The sequence below is a fragment of the Pseudoalteromonas sp. PB2-1 genome (genome assembly GCF_045040605.1).
Taxonomy (GTDB): Bacteria; Pseudomonadota; Gammaproteobacteria; order Enterobacterales; family Alteromonadaceae; genus Pseudoalteromonas; species Pseudoalteromonas arabiensis.
On sequence record NZ_CP090667.1, the window covers coordinates 624,222 to 640,335 of the forward strand.

Annotated in this window: 16 protein-coding genes; 7 read left to right on the forward strand and 9 right to left on the reverse strand. The window is 41.6% G+C overall.

The window, feature by feature from the left end; genetic code table 11:
- The first annotated feature begins 38 nt into the window (after nt 1–38).
- Nucleotides 39–938, forward strand: coding sequence for a Dyp-type peroxidase (locus tag L0Z67_RS02945; protein WP_062570078.1), 900 nt, complete (start codon nt 39–41; stop codon nt 936–938).
- Here L0Z67_RS02945 and argR read toward each other — a convergent pair.
- A complete protein-coding gene (argR, locus tag L0Z67_RS02950) occupies nt 935–1,402 on the reverse strand; it encodes a transcriptional regulator ArgR (protein WP_062570079.1) in 468 nt (155 codons plus the stop codon). The genes L0Z67_RS02945 and argR overlap by 4 nt on opposite strands.
- 225 nt (nt 1,403–1,627) lie before the next feature.
- On the opposite strand from argR, the gene mdh reads away from it, so the two are divergent.
- A complete protein-coding gene (gene mdh, locus L0Z67_RS02955) occupies nt 1,628–2,563 on the forward strand; it encodes a malate dehydrogenase (RefSeq protein WP_062570080.1) in 936 nt (311 codons plus the stop codon).
- 95 nt (nt 2,564–2,658) lie between these two features.
- Here the strand turns inward: mdh and ispB are convergent, their stop codons facing one another.
- Complete coding sequence (gene ispB, locus L0Z67_RS02960; protein WP_237114817.1) at nt 2,659–3,630, reverse strand: octaprenyl diphosphate synthase; 972 nt, start codon at nt 3,628–3,630, stop codon at nt 2,659–2,661.
- A gap of 410 nt (nt 3,631–4,040) precedes the next feature.
- Between ispB and rplU the strand changes: the two genes are divergently transcribed.
- From rplU to L0Z67_RS02985, 5 genes are all read left to right on the forward strand, one after another.
- Nucleotides 4,041–4,352 (forward strand): 50S ribosomal protein L21, encoded by a 312-nt coding sequence (gene rplU / locus L0Z67_RS02965; protein ID WP_036965957.1) that lies wholly within the window; start codon nt 4,041–4,043, stop codon nt 4,350–4,352.
- Between the two features lie 17 nt (nt 4,353–4,369).
- Nucleotides 4,370–4,627 (forward strand): 50S ribosomal protein L27, encoded by a 258-nt coding sequence (gene rpmA, locus L0Z67_RS02970; protein WP_054551015.1) that lies wholly within the window; start codon nt 4,370–4,372, stop codon nt 4,625–4,627.
- Between the two features lie 157 nt (nt 4,628–4,784).
- A complete protein-coding gene (gene cgtA / locus L0Z67_RS02975) occupies nt 4,785–5,936 on the forward strand; it encodes an Obg family GTPase CgtA (protein ID WP_405128442.1) in 1,152 nt (383 codons plus the stop codon).
- A 78-nt stretch (nt 5,937–6,014) separates the two neighbouring features.
- Nucleotides 6,015–6,494, forward strand: coding sequence for a type 3 dihydrofolate reductase (folA, locus tag L0Z67_RS02980; protein WP_083515346.1), 480 nt, complete (start codon nt 6,015–6,017; stop codon nt 6,492–6,494).
- Between the two features lie 79 nt (nt 6,495–6,573).
- Entirely contained in the window at nt 6,574–6,948 is a 375-nt protein-coding gene (locus L0Z67_RS02985; protein WP_062570084.1) for a DUF3718 domain-containing protein, read from the forward strand.
- Between the two features lie 383 nt (nt 6,949–7,331).
- Here the strand turns inward: L0Z67_RS02985 and L0Z67_RS02990 are convergent, their stop codons facing one another.
- The 7 genes from L0Z67_RS02990 to lptD all read right to left on the reverse strand — a co-directional run bounded on the left by L0Z67_RS02990 (nt 7,332) and on the right by lptD (nt 16,061).
- Entirely contained in the window at nt 7,332–9,347 is a 2,016-nt protein-coding gene (locus tag L0Z67_RS02990; RefSeq protein WP_062570085.1) for a methyl-accepting chemotaxis protein, read from the reverse strand.
- A 142-nt stretch (nt 9,348–9,489) separates the two neighbouring features.
- Entirely contained in the window at nt 9,490–10,305 is an 816-nt protein-coding gene (locus tag L0Z67_RS02995; protein ID WP_193988332.1) for a symmetrical bis(5'-nucleosyl)-tetraphosphatase, read from the reverse strand.
- A 6-nt stretch (nt 10,306–10,311) separates the two neighbouring features.
- Nucleotides 10,312–10,701 carry a Co2+/Mg2+ efflux protein ApaG gene (apaG, locus tag L0Z67_RS03000; RefSeq protein WP_036965974.1) on the reverse strand — a complete coding sequence of 130 codons (390 nt, stop codon included), beginning with the start codon at nt 10,699–10,701 and terminating at the stop codon, nt 10,312–10,314.
- Nucleotides 10,685–11,491, reverse strand: a complete 807-nt coding sequence (rsmA, locus tag L0Z67_RS03005; protein WP_062570087.1) for a 16S rRNA (adenine(1518)-N(6)/adenine(1519)-N(6))-dimethyltransferase RsmA — start codon at nt 11,489–11,491, stop codon at nt 10,685–10,687. The genes apaG and rsmA overlap by 17 nt, the downstream gene beginning before the upstream one ends.
- Nucleotides 11,488–12,480 (reverse strand): 4-hydroxythreonine-4-phosphate dehydrogenase PdxA, encoded by a 993-nt coding sequence (gene pdxA / locus L0Z67_RS03010; RefSeq protein WP_062570088.1) that lies wholly within the window; start codon nt 12,478–12,480, stop codon nt 11,488–11,490. The genes rsmA and pdxA overlap by 4 nt, the downstream gene beginning before the upstream one ends.
- 5 nt (nt 12,481–12,485) lie before the next feature.
- Nucleotides 12,486–13,778, reverse strand: coding sequence for a peptidylprolyl isomerase SurA (gene surA, locus L0Z67_RS03015; RefSeq protein ID WP_062570089.1), 1,293 nt, complete (start codon nt 13,776–13,778; stop codon nt 12,486–12,488).
- 36 nt (nt 13,779–13,814) lie between these two features.
- The gene (gene lptD, locus L0Z67_RS03020; protein WP_130150733.1) at nt 13,815–16,061 is read right to left on the reverse strand and encodes an LPS assembly protein LptD; all 2,247 of its coding nucleotides are present in this window, start codon (nt 16,059–16,061) and stop codon (nt 13,815–13,817) included.
- Between the last annotated feature and the right edge of the window lie 53 nt (nt 16,062–16,114).

Below are 16,114 nucleotides of genomic sequence, written 5' to 3' on the forward strand. Positions count from 1 at the left end.
TGATTGTGTGCCTGATAATGAATAGCTAAGGATTCACTATGGCGCAAGCGCAATCTGGGATTTGTGCTGAAGCAAACTTACATGGTTTGCACCTGTTTTTTAACGTCTATGATGGCCACGATGAGTCATTACGAAAAAAACTAAAGCGTGTAAATGTAATACAAGACGAATTTTCTGATCAGTTCTCTGAGGCTATGCTGTCTTGTGTTGTTGCTGTTGGGGCGCAATATTGGCCGCATATATTGCCTGAGTTTATTCCAAGTCAATTACAAAGCTTTCCAAATGTCACACACAGTGAACATGTTGTAAGCGCACAACCGTTCGATTTATTTGTGCAAATTCGCTCTGACCGTGAAGACGTCAATCATTTATTTGCCCTGCAAATTTTAAAATTGTTTACACCGGATGTTGAGCTAGTGGAGCAAGTTCGTAACTTTCGCTTTTTGGATGGGCGAGATTTTAATGGTTTTATCTACGCCGGCGACACACCTCACGGTAGACAAAAACGCAGTACGGCACTAGTCAATAAACCAGGGCATTTTGAAGATCAAGGTAGTTATATTCATGTGCAGCGGTTTGTCCACGATCTAACGGTGTGGCAGTACTTGTCTTTATCAGAGCAAGAGCAAATAATGGGGCGTACTCGCCTTGATAATACCTTAGTTGTGCCGGCAATTGAAACGAGCCATGCAGTGAGATCAGAGCTCAAAGATGAGCATGGTCTGCCGCTATTACTCAATCAGAGTATGCCATTTGGCGACGTTCACAAACAGGGCATACTCATGGTGTCGTGTGCCGCACAAGGTGACTCATTTGAACACGTACTGAAAAGTCGTTTAGGGCAGGGCGAGCATTATGATCATTGGCTTGATTTTACACAAGCTGATATGGGTTCGGCATTTTTCGCCCCGTCAGTGAATTTTCTAAAGCAACTTTAAACAGTATCGAATAAGGTGCGAACACGCTCAAGCGTAACATCAATTTCAGACACTTTTGCAGGGGCGATAAAAATAGTATCGTCACCTGCAATGGTTCCTAGCACACCGTCTGCTTTACCTAATGAATCAAGTAAACGTGCAATAAGCTGCGCAGCCCCTGGACTGGTGCGAATAATGATCATCATTTCGTTATGCATAATGTCGATAACAAGCTGACGCAACGGGCTTTTCGCCGTTGGTACGCCCATTTCGGCCGGTAAGCAATACACCATTTCTTGTTTCGCGTTACGAGTACGTACCGCACCAAATTTACTCAACATGCGCGAGACTTTACTCTGGCTGATGTTATCAAAGCCTTGCTCTTTTAATGCATCTACAATTTCACCTTGTGAGCCGAAGTTTTCTTCTTTTAATAACGATTTAAACGCTTTGATTAGTGCTTCTTGTTTATCTTGAGGTTGCATGCTGTCGTATCTTTATTCATAAAATGTGAAGTAATTCTACACAATTATGCATACTTATGCAGTATTTGTTTGAATTTGTCGGCTAAATGAAGGCACTTTACAACATAGTTTACAACTATGGTCGAAATTATATGCGAAATAAGCAGGATAAATTTGTTTTTAGTCGCTAATTTCATTATCTTTAGGGCCACAAGTATTTCCTACCTCAAATTACGGAGAATTCCAATGAAAGTTGCTGTTTTAGGCGCAGCTGGCGGTATCGGCCAAGCATTGTCTTTATTATTAAAAACAAGTTTACCTGCAGGTTCTGAATTATCGTTATACGATGTTGCCCCTGTTGTTCCTGGTGTAGCGGTTGATCTTTCTCACATCCCAACAGACGTTAAAGTTGAAGGCTTTGGTGCTGACGACCTAGATGCAGCATTAGCTGGTTGTGATATCGTTCTTATCCCAGCGGGTATGCCACGTAAGCCGGGTATGGACCGTGCGGACCTTTTCAACGTAAACGCAGGTATCATCAAAACATTAGCTGAAGGCATCGTAAGAAACTGCCCTAAAGCGTTAGTAGGTATCATCACTAACCCAGTTAACGGCACTGTGCCAATCGTTGCTGAAGTATTCAAAAAAGCGGGCACTTACGATGCGAATCGTGTATTCGGTATCACAACACTTGACGTGATCCGTTCAGAAGCATTTGTTGCTGAACTTAAAGGTTTAAGCGCTACAGACGTTAAAGTTCCAGTGATCGGTGGTCACTCAGGTACGACTATTCTTCCTCTTCTTTCTCAAGTTGAAGGTGTTACTTTCACTGACGAAGAAGTTGCAGCATTAACACCACGTATCCAAAATGCAGGTACTGAAGTTGTTAACGCTAAAGCGGGTGGCGGTTCAGCGACGCTTTCAATGGGTGCAGCCGCAGCGCGTTTTTGTATGTCTTTAGTTAAAGGCTTACAAGGTGAAGACGTTGTTGATTACGCATACGTTGCAGTTGAGAACGGTGACGCGGCATACTTCGCACACCCAGTACGTTTAGGTAAAAACGGTGTTGAAGAAATCCTTTCTTACGGTGAATTAAGTGCATTCGAAGAGCAAGCTAAAAACGATATGTTAGCGACACTTAACAAAGACATCCAAGAAGGTGTTGATTTCATCAACGGCTAATACCCAGATGAAAATGGGGGTATTCTCTAGTCGATGTCCTCAATAATAAAAAAGCCTGCAATTGCAGGCTTTTTTGTGGCTCGAATAAATTGGGTTTAATGATCCCGCGCAACGGCGATGCGGGCTAAACTCTCAAGTGCTTGCTTGTACGGTGTATCTGGTAAAAAAGCAATACAAGCAATCGCTTTGTCGGCTTCTTGTTCTGCTTTTTGCATCGCAAACTCAAGGGCTTTAGTATCAGCTAATGCCGTTAGAATGCTCTCTAAGTGGTCCATACCATTACCAAGCTCAATGGCTTCGCGTACTAGCTTAACTTGCTCTGGTGTGCCTTTTTGCATTGCGTAGATTAGCGGTAGGGTAGGTTTACCTTCAGCTAAATCATCACCAATATTCTTACCAAGTTGCGTGGCATCAGCATTGTAATCAAGCACATCATCAACAAGCTGGAAGGCGGTGCCTAAATGCATGCCGTATAAGTTTAAGGCATCAAGGGTTTGTTGATCTTGCTCAGTGATAATGGCGGCTAAACCGGTCGCTGCCTCAAATAATTTGGCAGTTTTACTATAAATAACCTGCATATAGCTTTGTTCTGTGGTGTCAGGGTCATTACAGTTCATTAATTGTAAGACTTCACCTTCTGCGATGACATTCGTTGCATCTGCAAGTGTTTGCATAATAGGCATTTTACCTAGCCCAACCATTAACTGGAATGAACGAGTATAGATAAAGTCGCCTACTAATACGCTCGCTGCATTACCAAACTCGGCATTAGCCGTGGGTGTTCCTCGGCGTAGGTTAGACTCATCTACTACATCATCATGTAGTAAGGTTGCGGTATGAATAAACTCTATGATGGTGGCAAGCGTAATGTGATCTTTACCCTCATAGCCTAATGCTTTTGCCGCTAAAATAGCTAACATAGGGCGTACACGTTTGCCGCCGCTGTTTACTATATATAAGCCAAGTTGGTTTACCAATGCGACATCTGAGCGCATTTGGGCGTGTATAAGTTGATTGACGTCATTCATTTCACTTTCGATTAACGTCTGGATAGCTTTTATATCCATTGATCTCCGAGCCGATTTTTATGGGTATACGGGGCTGATTGTACATCAAAAATCGCACTTGCTCGATATTTTGTGACGATTCACCAAAAAAACACCTTAAAGTTTTTTATTTAGAGCTAAATTTGTCGAGTTAAGTTTATCACCTTGTTTAATAAGTAATCGGTATTACTACCTCGGTGACTCGGTTTTGTGACTGAAATTTAATTGTCACAAGATCGTAAAAAGCGCTTGGCAAGAGGCGTTTTTAGGATAAAATAAGGGAAAATATTGAATTGCTCTCAATGCAGCTATTTTTTATTCATTTTATCGAAAAAGAGGCTTGCTAGTTTTTGCGCATTAGCGTAAACTTCGCGCCCTATTGAAGAATATTTTAGTTGCGTCGATTTGAGGGCGCACAGACGGAGTTAATTATGTACGCGGTTTTCCAAAGTGGTGGTAAACAGCACCGTGTGACTGAAGGTCAAACAATTCGTCTTGAGAAATTAGACGTTGAAACTGGTGCAGCAGTTGAATTTGATTCAGTACTTTTAGTTGCTGATGGTGAGAAAATCGAGATCGGTGTACCGTTCGTAAACGGTGGTAAAGTGACAGCTGAGGTTGTTTCACACGGTCGCGGTGAGAAAGTGAAGATTGTTAAATTTAGACGTCGTAAGCATTCTCGAAAGCAAATGGGCCATCGTCAATGGTTCACTGAAGTTAAAATCACTGGCATTAGCGCTTAATTTAGAGGTACTGAGAAATGGCACATAAAAAAGCAGCTGGTAGTACTCGTAACGGTCGCGATTCAGAAAGCAAACGCCTAGGTGTTAAGCGTTTTGGTGGCGAATCAGTTCTAGCGGGCAGCATCATTGTTCGTCAACGTGGTACTCGTTTCCACGCTGGCGCTAACGTAGGTATCGGTAAAGACCACACTATCTTCGCAAAAGCAGATGGTAAAGTTCAATTCGAACAGAAAGGTCCTTTAAACCGTAAATACGTAAATATCGTAGCTGAGTAATCATCTCGATATTTGAAAAACCCCGCCTTTGCGGGGTTTTTTGTTTTAAGGCACTCGATTATATAGCTAAGCATCTTCGGCACTGTACGAAGATGCTTAGCTATATAATTAGGTGTATAATAGAGTTATTAATAAGCCAATCTTAAAGTGAGTAATCATGAAGTTTGTAGATGAAGTAGAAATTCGTTGTGACGCGGGTGATGGCGGCAGCGGTGTCGTATCTTTCCGACGTGAAAAATATGTGCCGGATGGCGGTCCTGACGGCGGTGATGGCGGCGATGGTGGCAGTGTCTATCTACAAGCTGATGAAAACTTAAACACACTTATTGATTATCAATTTGAGCGTTTTCATAAAGCAGAGCGTGGCACAAATGGTCAAAGCCGTAATATGACGGGTAAAAAAGGTGCAGACCTTGTGTTAAAGGTGCCGGTTGGCACACGTATTACGGATGTTGATACTGAAGAGTCACTAGGTGACCTTACTCAACACGGTCAAAAAACGGTTGTTGCTAAAGGTGGTTTCCATGGCTTAGGGAATGCACGCTTTAAATCGAGCACAAACCGTGCTCCTCGTCAGAAAACATTGGGCACACCAGGTGAGGTTCGTAGTTTACGTTTAGAGCTAATGTTACTTGCAGATGTTGGTTTACTGGGTTTACCAAATGCAGGCAAGTCAACGTTCATTCGCAGCGTATCTGCAGCCAAACCGAAAGTGGCTGATTATCCGTTTACTACATTGGTACCAAACTTAGGCGTGGTTCGTCCTGATGCTAATAAGTCATTCGTTATTGCTGATATCCCAGGCTTAATTGAAGGCGCATCAGACGGTGCAGGTTTAGGCATTCGTTTCTTAAAGCATCTAGAGCGTTGTCGCGTACTTTTACATATTATTGATGTGATGCCTATTGATGGTTCGAACCCTGTCGATAATGCCTTTGCTATCATTAATGAGCTACACCAATACAGCCCTAAGCTTGCTGAGAAACCTCGCTGGTTAGTATTTAATAAGATTGATCTACTACCAGAAGATGAGGCTGAGGCTTTATGTAAGCAAATTGCTGAGGAGATAGGCGAAGAGACAAACGTGTATCAAATTTCAGCAGCAAATAAGCAAAATACGCAAGCCTTGTGCCATGACATTATGGCGCTATTGGATAGCATGCCAAAAGAGAAGTTTGCTGAAGAAGAAAAAGAAAAAGTTGAATTTAAGTGGGATACTTATCATCAAAAAGCAACATCGAAAGATGATGACGATTGGGATGATTGGGACGAAGATGACTACGACGTTGAAGTCATTTACGAACGTTAAAATTTTAAATAAAAAAGGAGCTTTTGCTCCTTTTTTGTTGTTAGGAAAAAAGTATTAGGATTTAATGTGAAAATTTCAATGATTGCTGCAATGGCAAATAACCGTATTATTGGCCAAGATAATCAAATGCCATGGCATTTACCTGCTGACTTACAACACTTTAAGCAAGTAACAATGGCTAAACCTGTTATTATGGGCCGTAAAACATTTGAATCTATTGGCCGACCTTTACCAGGGCGTCAAAATATTATTATTAGCCGTAATGCACAATATAAAGCTGAAGGCATTGAGGTTGTGACTTCGCCAGAAGCGGCGCTAGCCCTTGTAAAAGAAGAAGATGAAGTGATGATCATTGGTGGTGGAAACATCTATCAGCAATTTCTTGCTCAGGCTGAACGCCTATATTTAACCTTCATCGATTTAGATGTAGAAGGGGATACACAGTTCCCAGATTACGAAAATGTTGCTGATTGGACAATTGTAGAGCAAGAGCAGAAGCAACCAGATAACAAAAATCCTTATTCATATACCTTTGTTACCTTGTATAAAAATTCGTAACATTATTGCGATGAATCAGATTGATTGGTACAATAATAGTCAATCTTGGTAAGTAAAAAGTATTACATAAGGGCAAAATATGATAAAGCTACCAAATATGTTACTAGCTGCGGCGGTTGTTTCGGCTTCAGTTGCGTACACTGCACCCGTTAAAGCTAATGATCAACTAGCTGTTTCTATTTGTGAGTATATTGCTGCGGACGACAAAAGCCGTTTACGTGGTAAATTAAAAAGTTCACGTATTAAAATTCGTAACATCATTGATTCTGTAAAGTGTAATGGTAACAATATGCTTCGCCACGCGATTGAAAGCGGTGCAAATGATACCGGCGAATACATTGTTAAAAACCTTTCTAAAAGCTCTTTAGAAGACGGTGCAGACCTTGCTTGGGCTGAATCTAATCATAGTGGCTCGCCTCTTATTGCAGTTATTAAAGAGCGCGCAGGACTTTAATTCCAAAAGTCTTAAAAGCAAGCGTTTGAAAAACCGCACATGTTGCGGTTTTTTTGTGCCTGAGTGATATCAATCCGCAATGATACTCAATCATTTTGAGGGATTAAACCTGCGCTACCTGCGTTAAAAAGTTCTTATTTACGACACGGCATGGATGCAGAAGGTAGAGCAATGCAGGAGCAATTGCCGAAAACAACTTAATAACGAAATTTTGCCTTGTTATCAATGAGGTTTTATTGCCTCAAAACAGACCACTTAATTAAGCGAATTGGTATCATTGCTGTTCGCGAGACATTTATCAAATATTCCTGATTTTACTTATAAAAAAACCGTATTTGCTATGGCAAACACGGTTTTTAGTAATCTAAATTGTCAGTCGCAATCTACACTTTAAACGCGTCAACAGATAAGCGAAGCTCCTCGGCAAGCTTAGCGACTTCAGAGCTTGAGATGTTGGTCTGGTTAGCCCCTTCTGCTGTTTGCTCTGCGATTGCAACGATTGACTCTAAGCGTTCGCTAATTTCTTGTGATACTTGCTGTTGCTCGTGTGCCGCTGTCGATATTTCCTCACTGACATTATGTGCTTGTGCAACGGCTGCAGTGATTGAATCAAGAGCTGTATTGGCCTGATCTGATTGCTCAACACATGATTCAGCTTGTTGCTTACCTTTCGACATAGCCGATACAGCAGCTTCAGCGCCAACCTGAAGCGATTCAATCATAGCTTGAATCTCTTGCGTAGACTCTTGTGTTTTACTTGCTAGAGAGCGTACTTCGTCTGCTACAACCGCAAAGCCTCGACCTTGTTCACCAGCACGTGCTGCTTCAATAGCGGCATTCAGTGCAAGCAGGTTAGTTTGTTCTGCAATACCACGAATTACATCTAAGATACCGCCAATCGACGCGCTGTCTTTATGAAGCTTATTGATAACTTGCGATGCATCATCCACCTCACGAGCAAGCTGTTCAATAGTTGCTTTGTTTTGCGATGAGATACCTTTAACACGATCCGCTTCTTTATCTGCGTTTTTAATTTCACTCAACGCCTGCTGTGCACTGCTGCTTACAGCTTGTGAGGTGCTGCTCATTTCAGTGGTTGCGGTGGCTGCCTGTTCAACCTGAGCTTGTTGGTTACGGATGGCTTGGCTAGATTCTTCAGTGATTGCTGAAGTCTCTTCAGATGCCGCAGCAAGCTGAGTTGAACGAGAGATAATGCCTTGAATAAGCGTACGCAAGCTTTCGATTAGTGTATTACAGCTTCGCGATAACTCACCAAACTCATCTTTGGCAGTGTCATCTAAACGTTGGGTCATATCGCCACTTGCAACAATATCGAGTACTCGGTTTACCTCAGCAAGTGGTTTAGTGATACGACTAACGGTAATCGCTGCAACAGCAATGGCAAGTAAAGTTGCGATAACCATGGCAATCCAAGTCCAAATAGTTGCTGTAGATACATTGCCACTTACATCTTGCTGTAAGTCGAAAGCAAGCACTGTCGATTGATCTACAAGCTCTTTAAGTTGCTTTAGGGCTTCTGCCGTCGATTTTTCTGCATTTGCCAGCTCAGCCTGAGTTTGTGCAATAGCATCAATCAAACGCTTTTTATTTGCAGATAAGCTGTTATTTCCTTTTACATTTTTAGCCAGTGCTTCGTAGTAGCCGTTCAGATCATTAAATAAACCCGCATTGCTATCAATAATAGCAGGGCGGATTAAACCTAAACTACGCTCAACTTCTTCAAGGTAGTATGTTTGCTCATTTTTTATGATATCGAGGGTGTTGTGGGTTTTAACCGTTAGCATGTCGGTACTATTTGTTACCACAGACTGAAAATTATTTTCCATGCTATTGGCTGCTTGATAAGCGCGTGAGTTGTTTTCTTCAAGTCCATCGATGTCAATAATATCAAGCACGACTGAGTTGGCGTCTTCAGCACTGATCTCAATCTCTTCTAATTGAGTGCGAAGGGTTTTGTTAAGTTCTAATTGGGTTTTCTTATCGGCAAATAAGTTATCGACAGATTTAACAAAGCGTTTGTATGTTTGCTCAACTTGCTGGCTGCTTTGCTTAAGTTCAGGATCGTTACTAACAACATCTTGTAAATCTTTATATGAGCTATCGTAGCGCTTTTTCTGCTCATTAAAGTTTTTGCGTAAGCTTGCAAGCTCATCTTGAGAAGCTGAATAAAAGCTCGCTTGAGCAGATTTACTCATTAAAATGAACTCGACCTGTAATTCATAACTTTTGTCTAAAGCAGGCAACGATAGTTGGTTCACTCGCTGTGTTGATTGATCAATACTGGTAATTCTGATCAATGAGTTACCACCAATAAATAGCAGGAGTAACGTAATGACAATGAAGCCACCCCAAATACGCTGTCTAACGGTCAAGTTCATAAATAATTCCACAAAAGAGTACTAATCCAAATTTATCGGCAGGGTTACCAATAAGTTAAGTATTTAAATTTAATTAGCTTTAATTTAAATTTACTTTAATTGTTATAAATCTAACAGATGTTCAGCTAATTTTCAGTTTATTTTAGATGAAAGAGTGGGAACTTTCGATAAAATGCTTCTTTTGTGCGAGTTCCATGAGTGTCATGCTCCCACCCCAAACGCAACCTGTATCAAGTCCATGCACATTTTCTTTATTGGTTTTCCCTTCAAGAGCAGCCCAGTGGCCAAAAACAACGTGTTGTTTTAATTGCGAAATGTTTGGGTGTTCAAACCAAGGTATTATTGAGCTATTGTCACTAACATTGGTTTTATTATTTAACTCAAGCTTGCCATCAATATCGACAAAGCGCATACGTGTAAAGTAGTTAACAATATAGCGAAACTTGGCTTCGTTGCTTAAAGTTGATTGCCACTCATTAGGGTGGGGGTCGTACATATGAGTGAAGTAATGATTGGCATCACTACCTTGATAGCAACTTTCTGCAAAGCGAGCGCGCTTTAATGCTTTTTTAATGGACCAGTTTGGATTTAAGCCAGCATGGCTGATAAAAGTGTCGTACTGTGCAAGCCAAATTGCAAGAGGTTGATGCTGAAGAAACTTGATATAGTCAGCACGTTTAGGGCTGTCAAAAACCGAGTCGAGTTTATCTTTTGGGTTTGCCGGTTTATTTAGATAGTGACAGGCAATGAGGTGCAGGTCATGATTGCCTAAACTGATACTGACACTGCCTTGCATGTTATAGAGCCGTTCAAGGCAAGCAAGAGAATTAGGGCCTCTGGCGACAATATCACCGACTAAGTAGAGGTGATCTTGGCTAGGATTAAAGTTAACACGCTCGAGGAGCCTGTTAAATTCAAAATAGCAGCCTTGTAGATCACCAATTGCGTAGTCGGCCATTGTTACTTAATGCAGTATATTAGGGCGAGCTAGACGAAACACGTCAATGGGGGCTTCAAATTCAGTGCCGAATTCATTGCGCATTGTATAATAGCCTTGCATTGTGCCAACAGGTGTATCGAGCACAGCACCACTGGTGTATTTGTAACTTTCGCCAGGGGCAATGGTTGGTGTTTCACCAACAACTCCTTCGCCCTGTACTTCAACTTCTTTACCATTAGCATCCGTTATTAACCAATAACGGCTCAATAGCTTAGCGCTGCACAAACTGTGATTTTTAATAGTGATAGAGTAGGCAAAAACGTATTTATCCTGTTCAGGTTCTGATTGCCCTTCAACATAAAAGGTCTCCACAGAGACTTTTATAGGTGAACCCAGATTACTGCTTGTTGTCATAAATCCAATTAGCTATATCAATAAATTGTTGTAAAGACAGGCTTTCTGCACGAAGCGTGATATCAATGCCAATACTTGTGAGCTCTTCAGCTGTAAGTAGGTTTGATAAACTGTTACGTAATGTTTTACGGCGTTGATTAAATGCTTCTAAACAGACCGTGTTCAATAGTTTGGTACTTTTTGCACTACGTTGCTCAGGCTTTTTAGGGATTAAACGGATGACCGCTGAGTCAACTTTAGGCGCAGGCTTAAAGCACTCTGGCGGAACATCAATCACTGGCATCGCGTGGCAATAGTACTGGGTCATCACACTTAAACGACCAAATGCTTTGCTACCAGGGCCTGCTACCATGCGCTTCACGACTTCTTTTTGTAGCATGAAGTGCATATGTTCAACATTGTCTGCAAATTCAAATAGATGAAAGAGTAGCGGTGTTGAGACGTTGTATGGCAAGTTACCAAATATTTTTAGCTTTTCATCTGCTTTTATCAAAGCACTGAAGTCGAACTTCATAGCATCACCTTGATGCACAGTTAACTTAGGTCCTAAAAAAGGGTGACTGGTTAAACGCTCGGCTAGATCTTTATCTAGTTCAACAACAGTTAAATGTCCGCTTAGCTCAGCCACAGGCTCAGTAATAGCCCCTAGGCCTGGGCCGATTTCTACTAAATTGTCTTCAGGTTTAGGATCAATAGCCGTGACTATTTTGTCGATGATCATGTCATCATTTAAAAAGTTTTGACCAAAACGCTTACGGGCGCGATGTCCTAAATGTACTTTATCTGTCATTGATTTTGTGCTTTTTCATGGGCGAGCTTAATCGCTTCGCGGATTGCTAATTCAAAACTACCCACATCAGCTGTACCAGTTCCAGCGAGATCGAGAGCTGTACCATGATCGACTGATGTGCGAATAAATGGCAATCCAAGGGTGATGTTAACTGAATTGCCGAAACCTTTGTATTTTAGCACAGGTAATCCTTGATCGTGATACATTGCGAGTACCGCGTCTGCCTGAGATAAATATTTATCTTGGAAAAGGGTATCGGCGGGTAATGGCCCTATTAAGTTCATACCTTGATTATTTAAAAGCTCAAGTGTTGGTGTTATCGTTTCGATTTCTTCACGGCCTAGGTGGCCATCTTCACCTGCATGCGGGTTTAAACCGCATACTAAGATACGTGGCTTTTCGATTCCAAACTTGGTTTGTAAATCATGGTTTAAAATTGTGGCAACCTTGCTCAGACGTTCTACCGTAATTGCTCGTGAAACATAAGCCAGTGGTATATGAGTGGTAACAAGCGCAACACGTAAGCCCTCAGTGGCTAATAGCATAACAACATCGGCGGTGTTTGATTGCTGAGCAAAATACTCAGTGTGACCACTAAATGAGATACCCGCTTTATTGATAATACCTTTATGCACGGGGCCAGTGACTACAGCAGCAAAGGTGCCATCCATGTTTTTTTCGCTGGCAATACGTAATGTGTCTAAGACATACTGTCCGTTGGCATCATTTAACACGCCAACTTCAACCTCTTCACCAAGATCAACTTGATGTAAATAAACACTCCCTGCAGGAGCCGTTGTAGGTGCTTGATTCTCATCAAACTTAATCAGGTCGATTGATAATCCTAGTTGCTTAGCGCGCTCTTTTAATAGCGCGCCATCAGCGATCACAACCAGTTGAGCATCCCATTGATGTTGAGCTAGTTTTATTAGTAAATCTGGGCCTATGCCGGCAGGCTCACCTGGGGTTATTGCTACTCTAATTGTCATGACGCTTATTCTGCCGGAAAGATATCAACATGGGCTTGTTCACGCATTTCTTGCTGCCAGTTGAAGCTTTCTTCTTTAAATTTACGGTTAAACAGTAATTGGTGAGCACGGTTGCGTTTTGCCAGTTCTGTTTTGTCTGCTACGCGTTTGCCCAGAAGTTGTACAATGTGCCAGCCGAACTGAGTTCTAAATGGTTCACTGATTTCATCTTTTTCTAATGAAAGAAGAGTGTTTTTAAACTCAGGTACATAGGTACTAGGGTCAGTCCAATCGTACTCGCCACCTTTTAATGCTGAACCTGGGTCTTCAGAGTATTCTTTTGCAAGCTCTGCAAAGTCAGCTTTGCCTTCACGTAGCTCTTTTGCGAAGCCTTTTAGCATATCACGGGCTTTCTCTTCACTTAAGATGATTGAAGGCTTAATAAGAATATGGCGAGAGCGTACTTCTGTTGTTTCAACAACTTGGCGTCCACGTACGTCTTGAACTTTAATAATATGAAAGCCTGCGCCTGAGCGAAGTGGGCCAACAATATCATCTTTTTTATGGCCTTTTACTGCCTCAGCAAAAAGAGAGGGCATTTCATTGATGCTCATCCAGCCTAGTTGACCACCTTCAAGTGCTTTTGAGCCACTTGATGATGAAATTGCAATACGTTTGAACTCTTTACCATCTTCTAAGAACTCGATGACTTTATCTGCGCGAGTTTTTGCGCTCGCAATTTCATCAGGTGTTGCATCACTTGGGATATCAATCAAGATATGACCGATGTCATACTCTTCGGCATTTTTACCCTGAGTTTCCATGATTTTTAAAAGGTTATCGATTTCTTGTGGGCTAATATAAATTCGGCGATCGACATTGGCACGCATCACTTGCTGGGTTGTTATTTCTTTACGGATTTCTTCGCGATACGCAGGGAAACTTTCACCTGACGCTTCTATCGTGCGACGTAAATCAGCGATGCTACCGCCTTGCTCACGCGCCATGTTTTCGAGGGTCTGATCAAGTTGTGAATCAGAAATCTCAAGACCCATACGCTCGGCAAGTTGCATCATAAGCGCTTGGTTTACTAAACGCTCAATTGCTTGAATACGCAGGGTGTCATCAGAAGGAAGCTCTTGACCTTGTTCTGCTGCTTGCGCTTTAACACGATTAATAATCGTGTCGACTTCACTTTGTAAGATTACGCCTTGGTTAACTACACCAACCACTTTGTCAATTTCGACAGGCTTGGCGAAAACGCTTTGGCATAGGCCAACTGTTAATAATGCAGATGCAAATAATTTTTTAAAATTCATATTTTTTCTAATACTCTTGCTAATAGTACTGCGGTACTAGTTATTAAGAAAATACGGTCTACGATAGCCAAAAATACCTTGTTGTAATAATTTTTGCGCATCATAACGGCTTTTACTTCCAAGTCCTTTTAATACAATATTAAAACCAATACTGGTATCAAAAGTAGCTTGTTCTTGGCCTATCGCTTGATTCAAATCCGTTTCGATTTGGCGACGGCCTGTAATTTGAAACGCCCAACAGCACGATTCATACTGAAGACCGGTGAAAACTTCAATACTACGACCACTTTCTAAATCGCGGTGGTAGCTACCAACAAATTGCCAATCTCTTGTTAGTGGAATACTCGTAAATAAACCAACTTGTTCGATTGTATTGCCTGAGACATCATTTGCATAGCGATGGTTCAATTGTACAAGCTGTTTATCATCACCTTTATAATCTAAGGTGACATTAGATTGGATGATTTCTTTACCGTCGGTGTCATATTGAATACCACCAGACAAATACCAGCGACGGTGCCAATGTAACATGGTTTGCGCTGCAAACAAGGCATTGTAATTGGTATCTGTGCCTAATCCTTGAGATGTTGGTTTTGCTTCGTCGCTTAAATAGAATATTTGACCCGCACTAAAATTAAAGACTTCTTCATTATCGCTACTAAATAAACGGGTTGTTGCACCGAGTGTAAATTGGTTCGCTGTTGCAATGCGATCGATACCTGAAAAGCGGCGATCTCGAAACAAACCAAAAAAGTCGTCTTGTAATTTAGTGGTATCGTACAGGCCAATATTTGATTGGTCTTTATTGGGTGTATACAAATATTGAATCTGTGGCTCTAGAGTTTGTATACCGTCTTTAAAGAAAAAAGCGGTTTCACGTTCAAAGTTTAGTTGGCTGTATAAGCGGACTTTTGGCAGGGTACGCGTGACTTTTTCATCAAAATTAGTACCGCTCAAATCACCATGCTGATTATATTCTGTATGCAGTAAACTGACCTCAGATAAAAACGACCACGCATATTCTTGATAACCTAAGCTTGCTTTTGGCTCAATGTGAAGACGGCTTGCTTCATCAATCACAGCATTATCATTGGTGAAATAGCTTAATTCGCCATCAAGGGTTAAATCTACACCATAAAAATCGTAGGCATCAGTTTGCGAGAAACTGATTTGTGGTAAGGCGGCGTATGAATCTTTATGATCTCCCAATACCTCAAAGCTTTGTAATTTGATATTGGTGCGCCACGTTTCTCCTAAATGCGTCAAAGAACCTGTGCGGTAAAGCTGAGTATCTGTGCGCGTTGCATAGCTTGAATTTAAATCTGTTAGGTAATTATCATCACTGACGTTAGTTACATCGATTGCACCACGCCAATTTTCGCCAAAGTAGCTTTGTTGTTGCCAGTGAAATAAATAACGTGAGTCAACATTCGGCTCTTCGTCATCTTTATCTAAGTACTCGACGGCAACTAAACCATTGTTATGTTCAGTCAGGTAACGGAACTCACCAATCATCTGTAAACCACGTTTAGACATATAACGCGGGGTAATAGTCGCATCATAATTTGGTGCGATATTCCAGTAATAAGGGGTGATGGTTTCAATCCCGTAACGGCCTGAGCTTGAGAAGTTTGGTGTGAGTAAACCTGACTTACGGCGATCATCTAACGGGAACGTAAAATACGGTAAGTATAAAACAGGCGTATCAAACACACGCAGAACAGTATTATGGGTTTCGCCCCAGCCATCATCACTTGATAGATCAATTTTATCAGCTTCGATTGTCCACACGGGTGTTTCACCAGGGCAGGTAGTAAAGCTTGCGTTCATCAGGTTTAGGCCAGACTGATTAACCGTTAGTTTTTCTGCACCACCATGACCAAGTTGGTCGGTGAGCTTATAGTCTGCACCCAGTAAGCTTAACTCTGAGTTATTTAAATCAGCATTGAGTCCCGAGCTGTTAATTTGGCTTACCTTATCGCGATAGACGATAGGCCCAGTTGCATTAAGTAGACCACGTTGTTTGTCAATCAGTGCACTTTGTGCGGACAAATTCATCGTTAGGGTGTTAATATCTACGTTGCCGGTAAATTCTGCGCTTTGGGTGCCCAATAGTTCAATATCATCAGATTTGATATCGATCATATTAAGTTCAAGGCCTGGGAGCGGTTGCCAAGCTCTGGTTTGCATTGAAGTGCCACAAAAATTGTGTGTCAGTTCAGTTTCGGCGAACGATGGTGCGCTAAGTACGCTTAGCATCATTATGCCCCAGGTTTTGCTCATTTAATGACCTTAATGCTCTTTGGTTGGATATAAGCTAGACATAATAAAGGAAA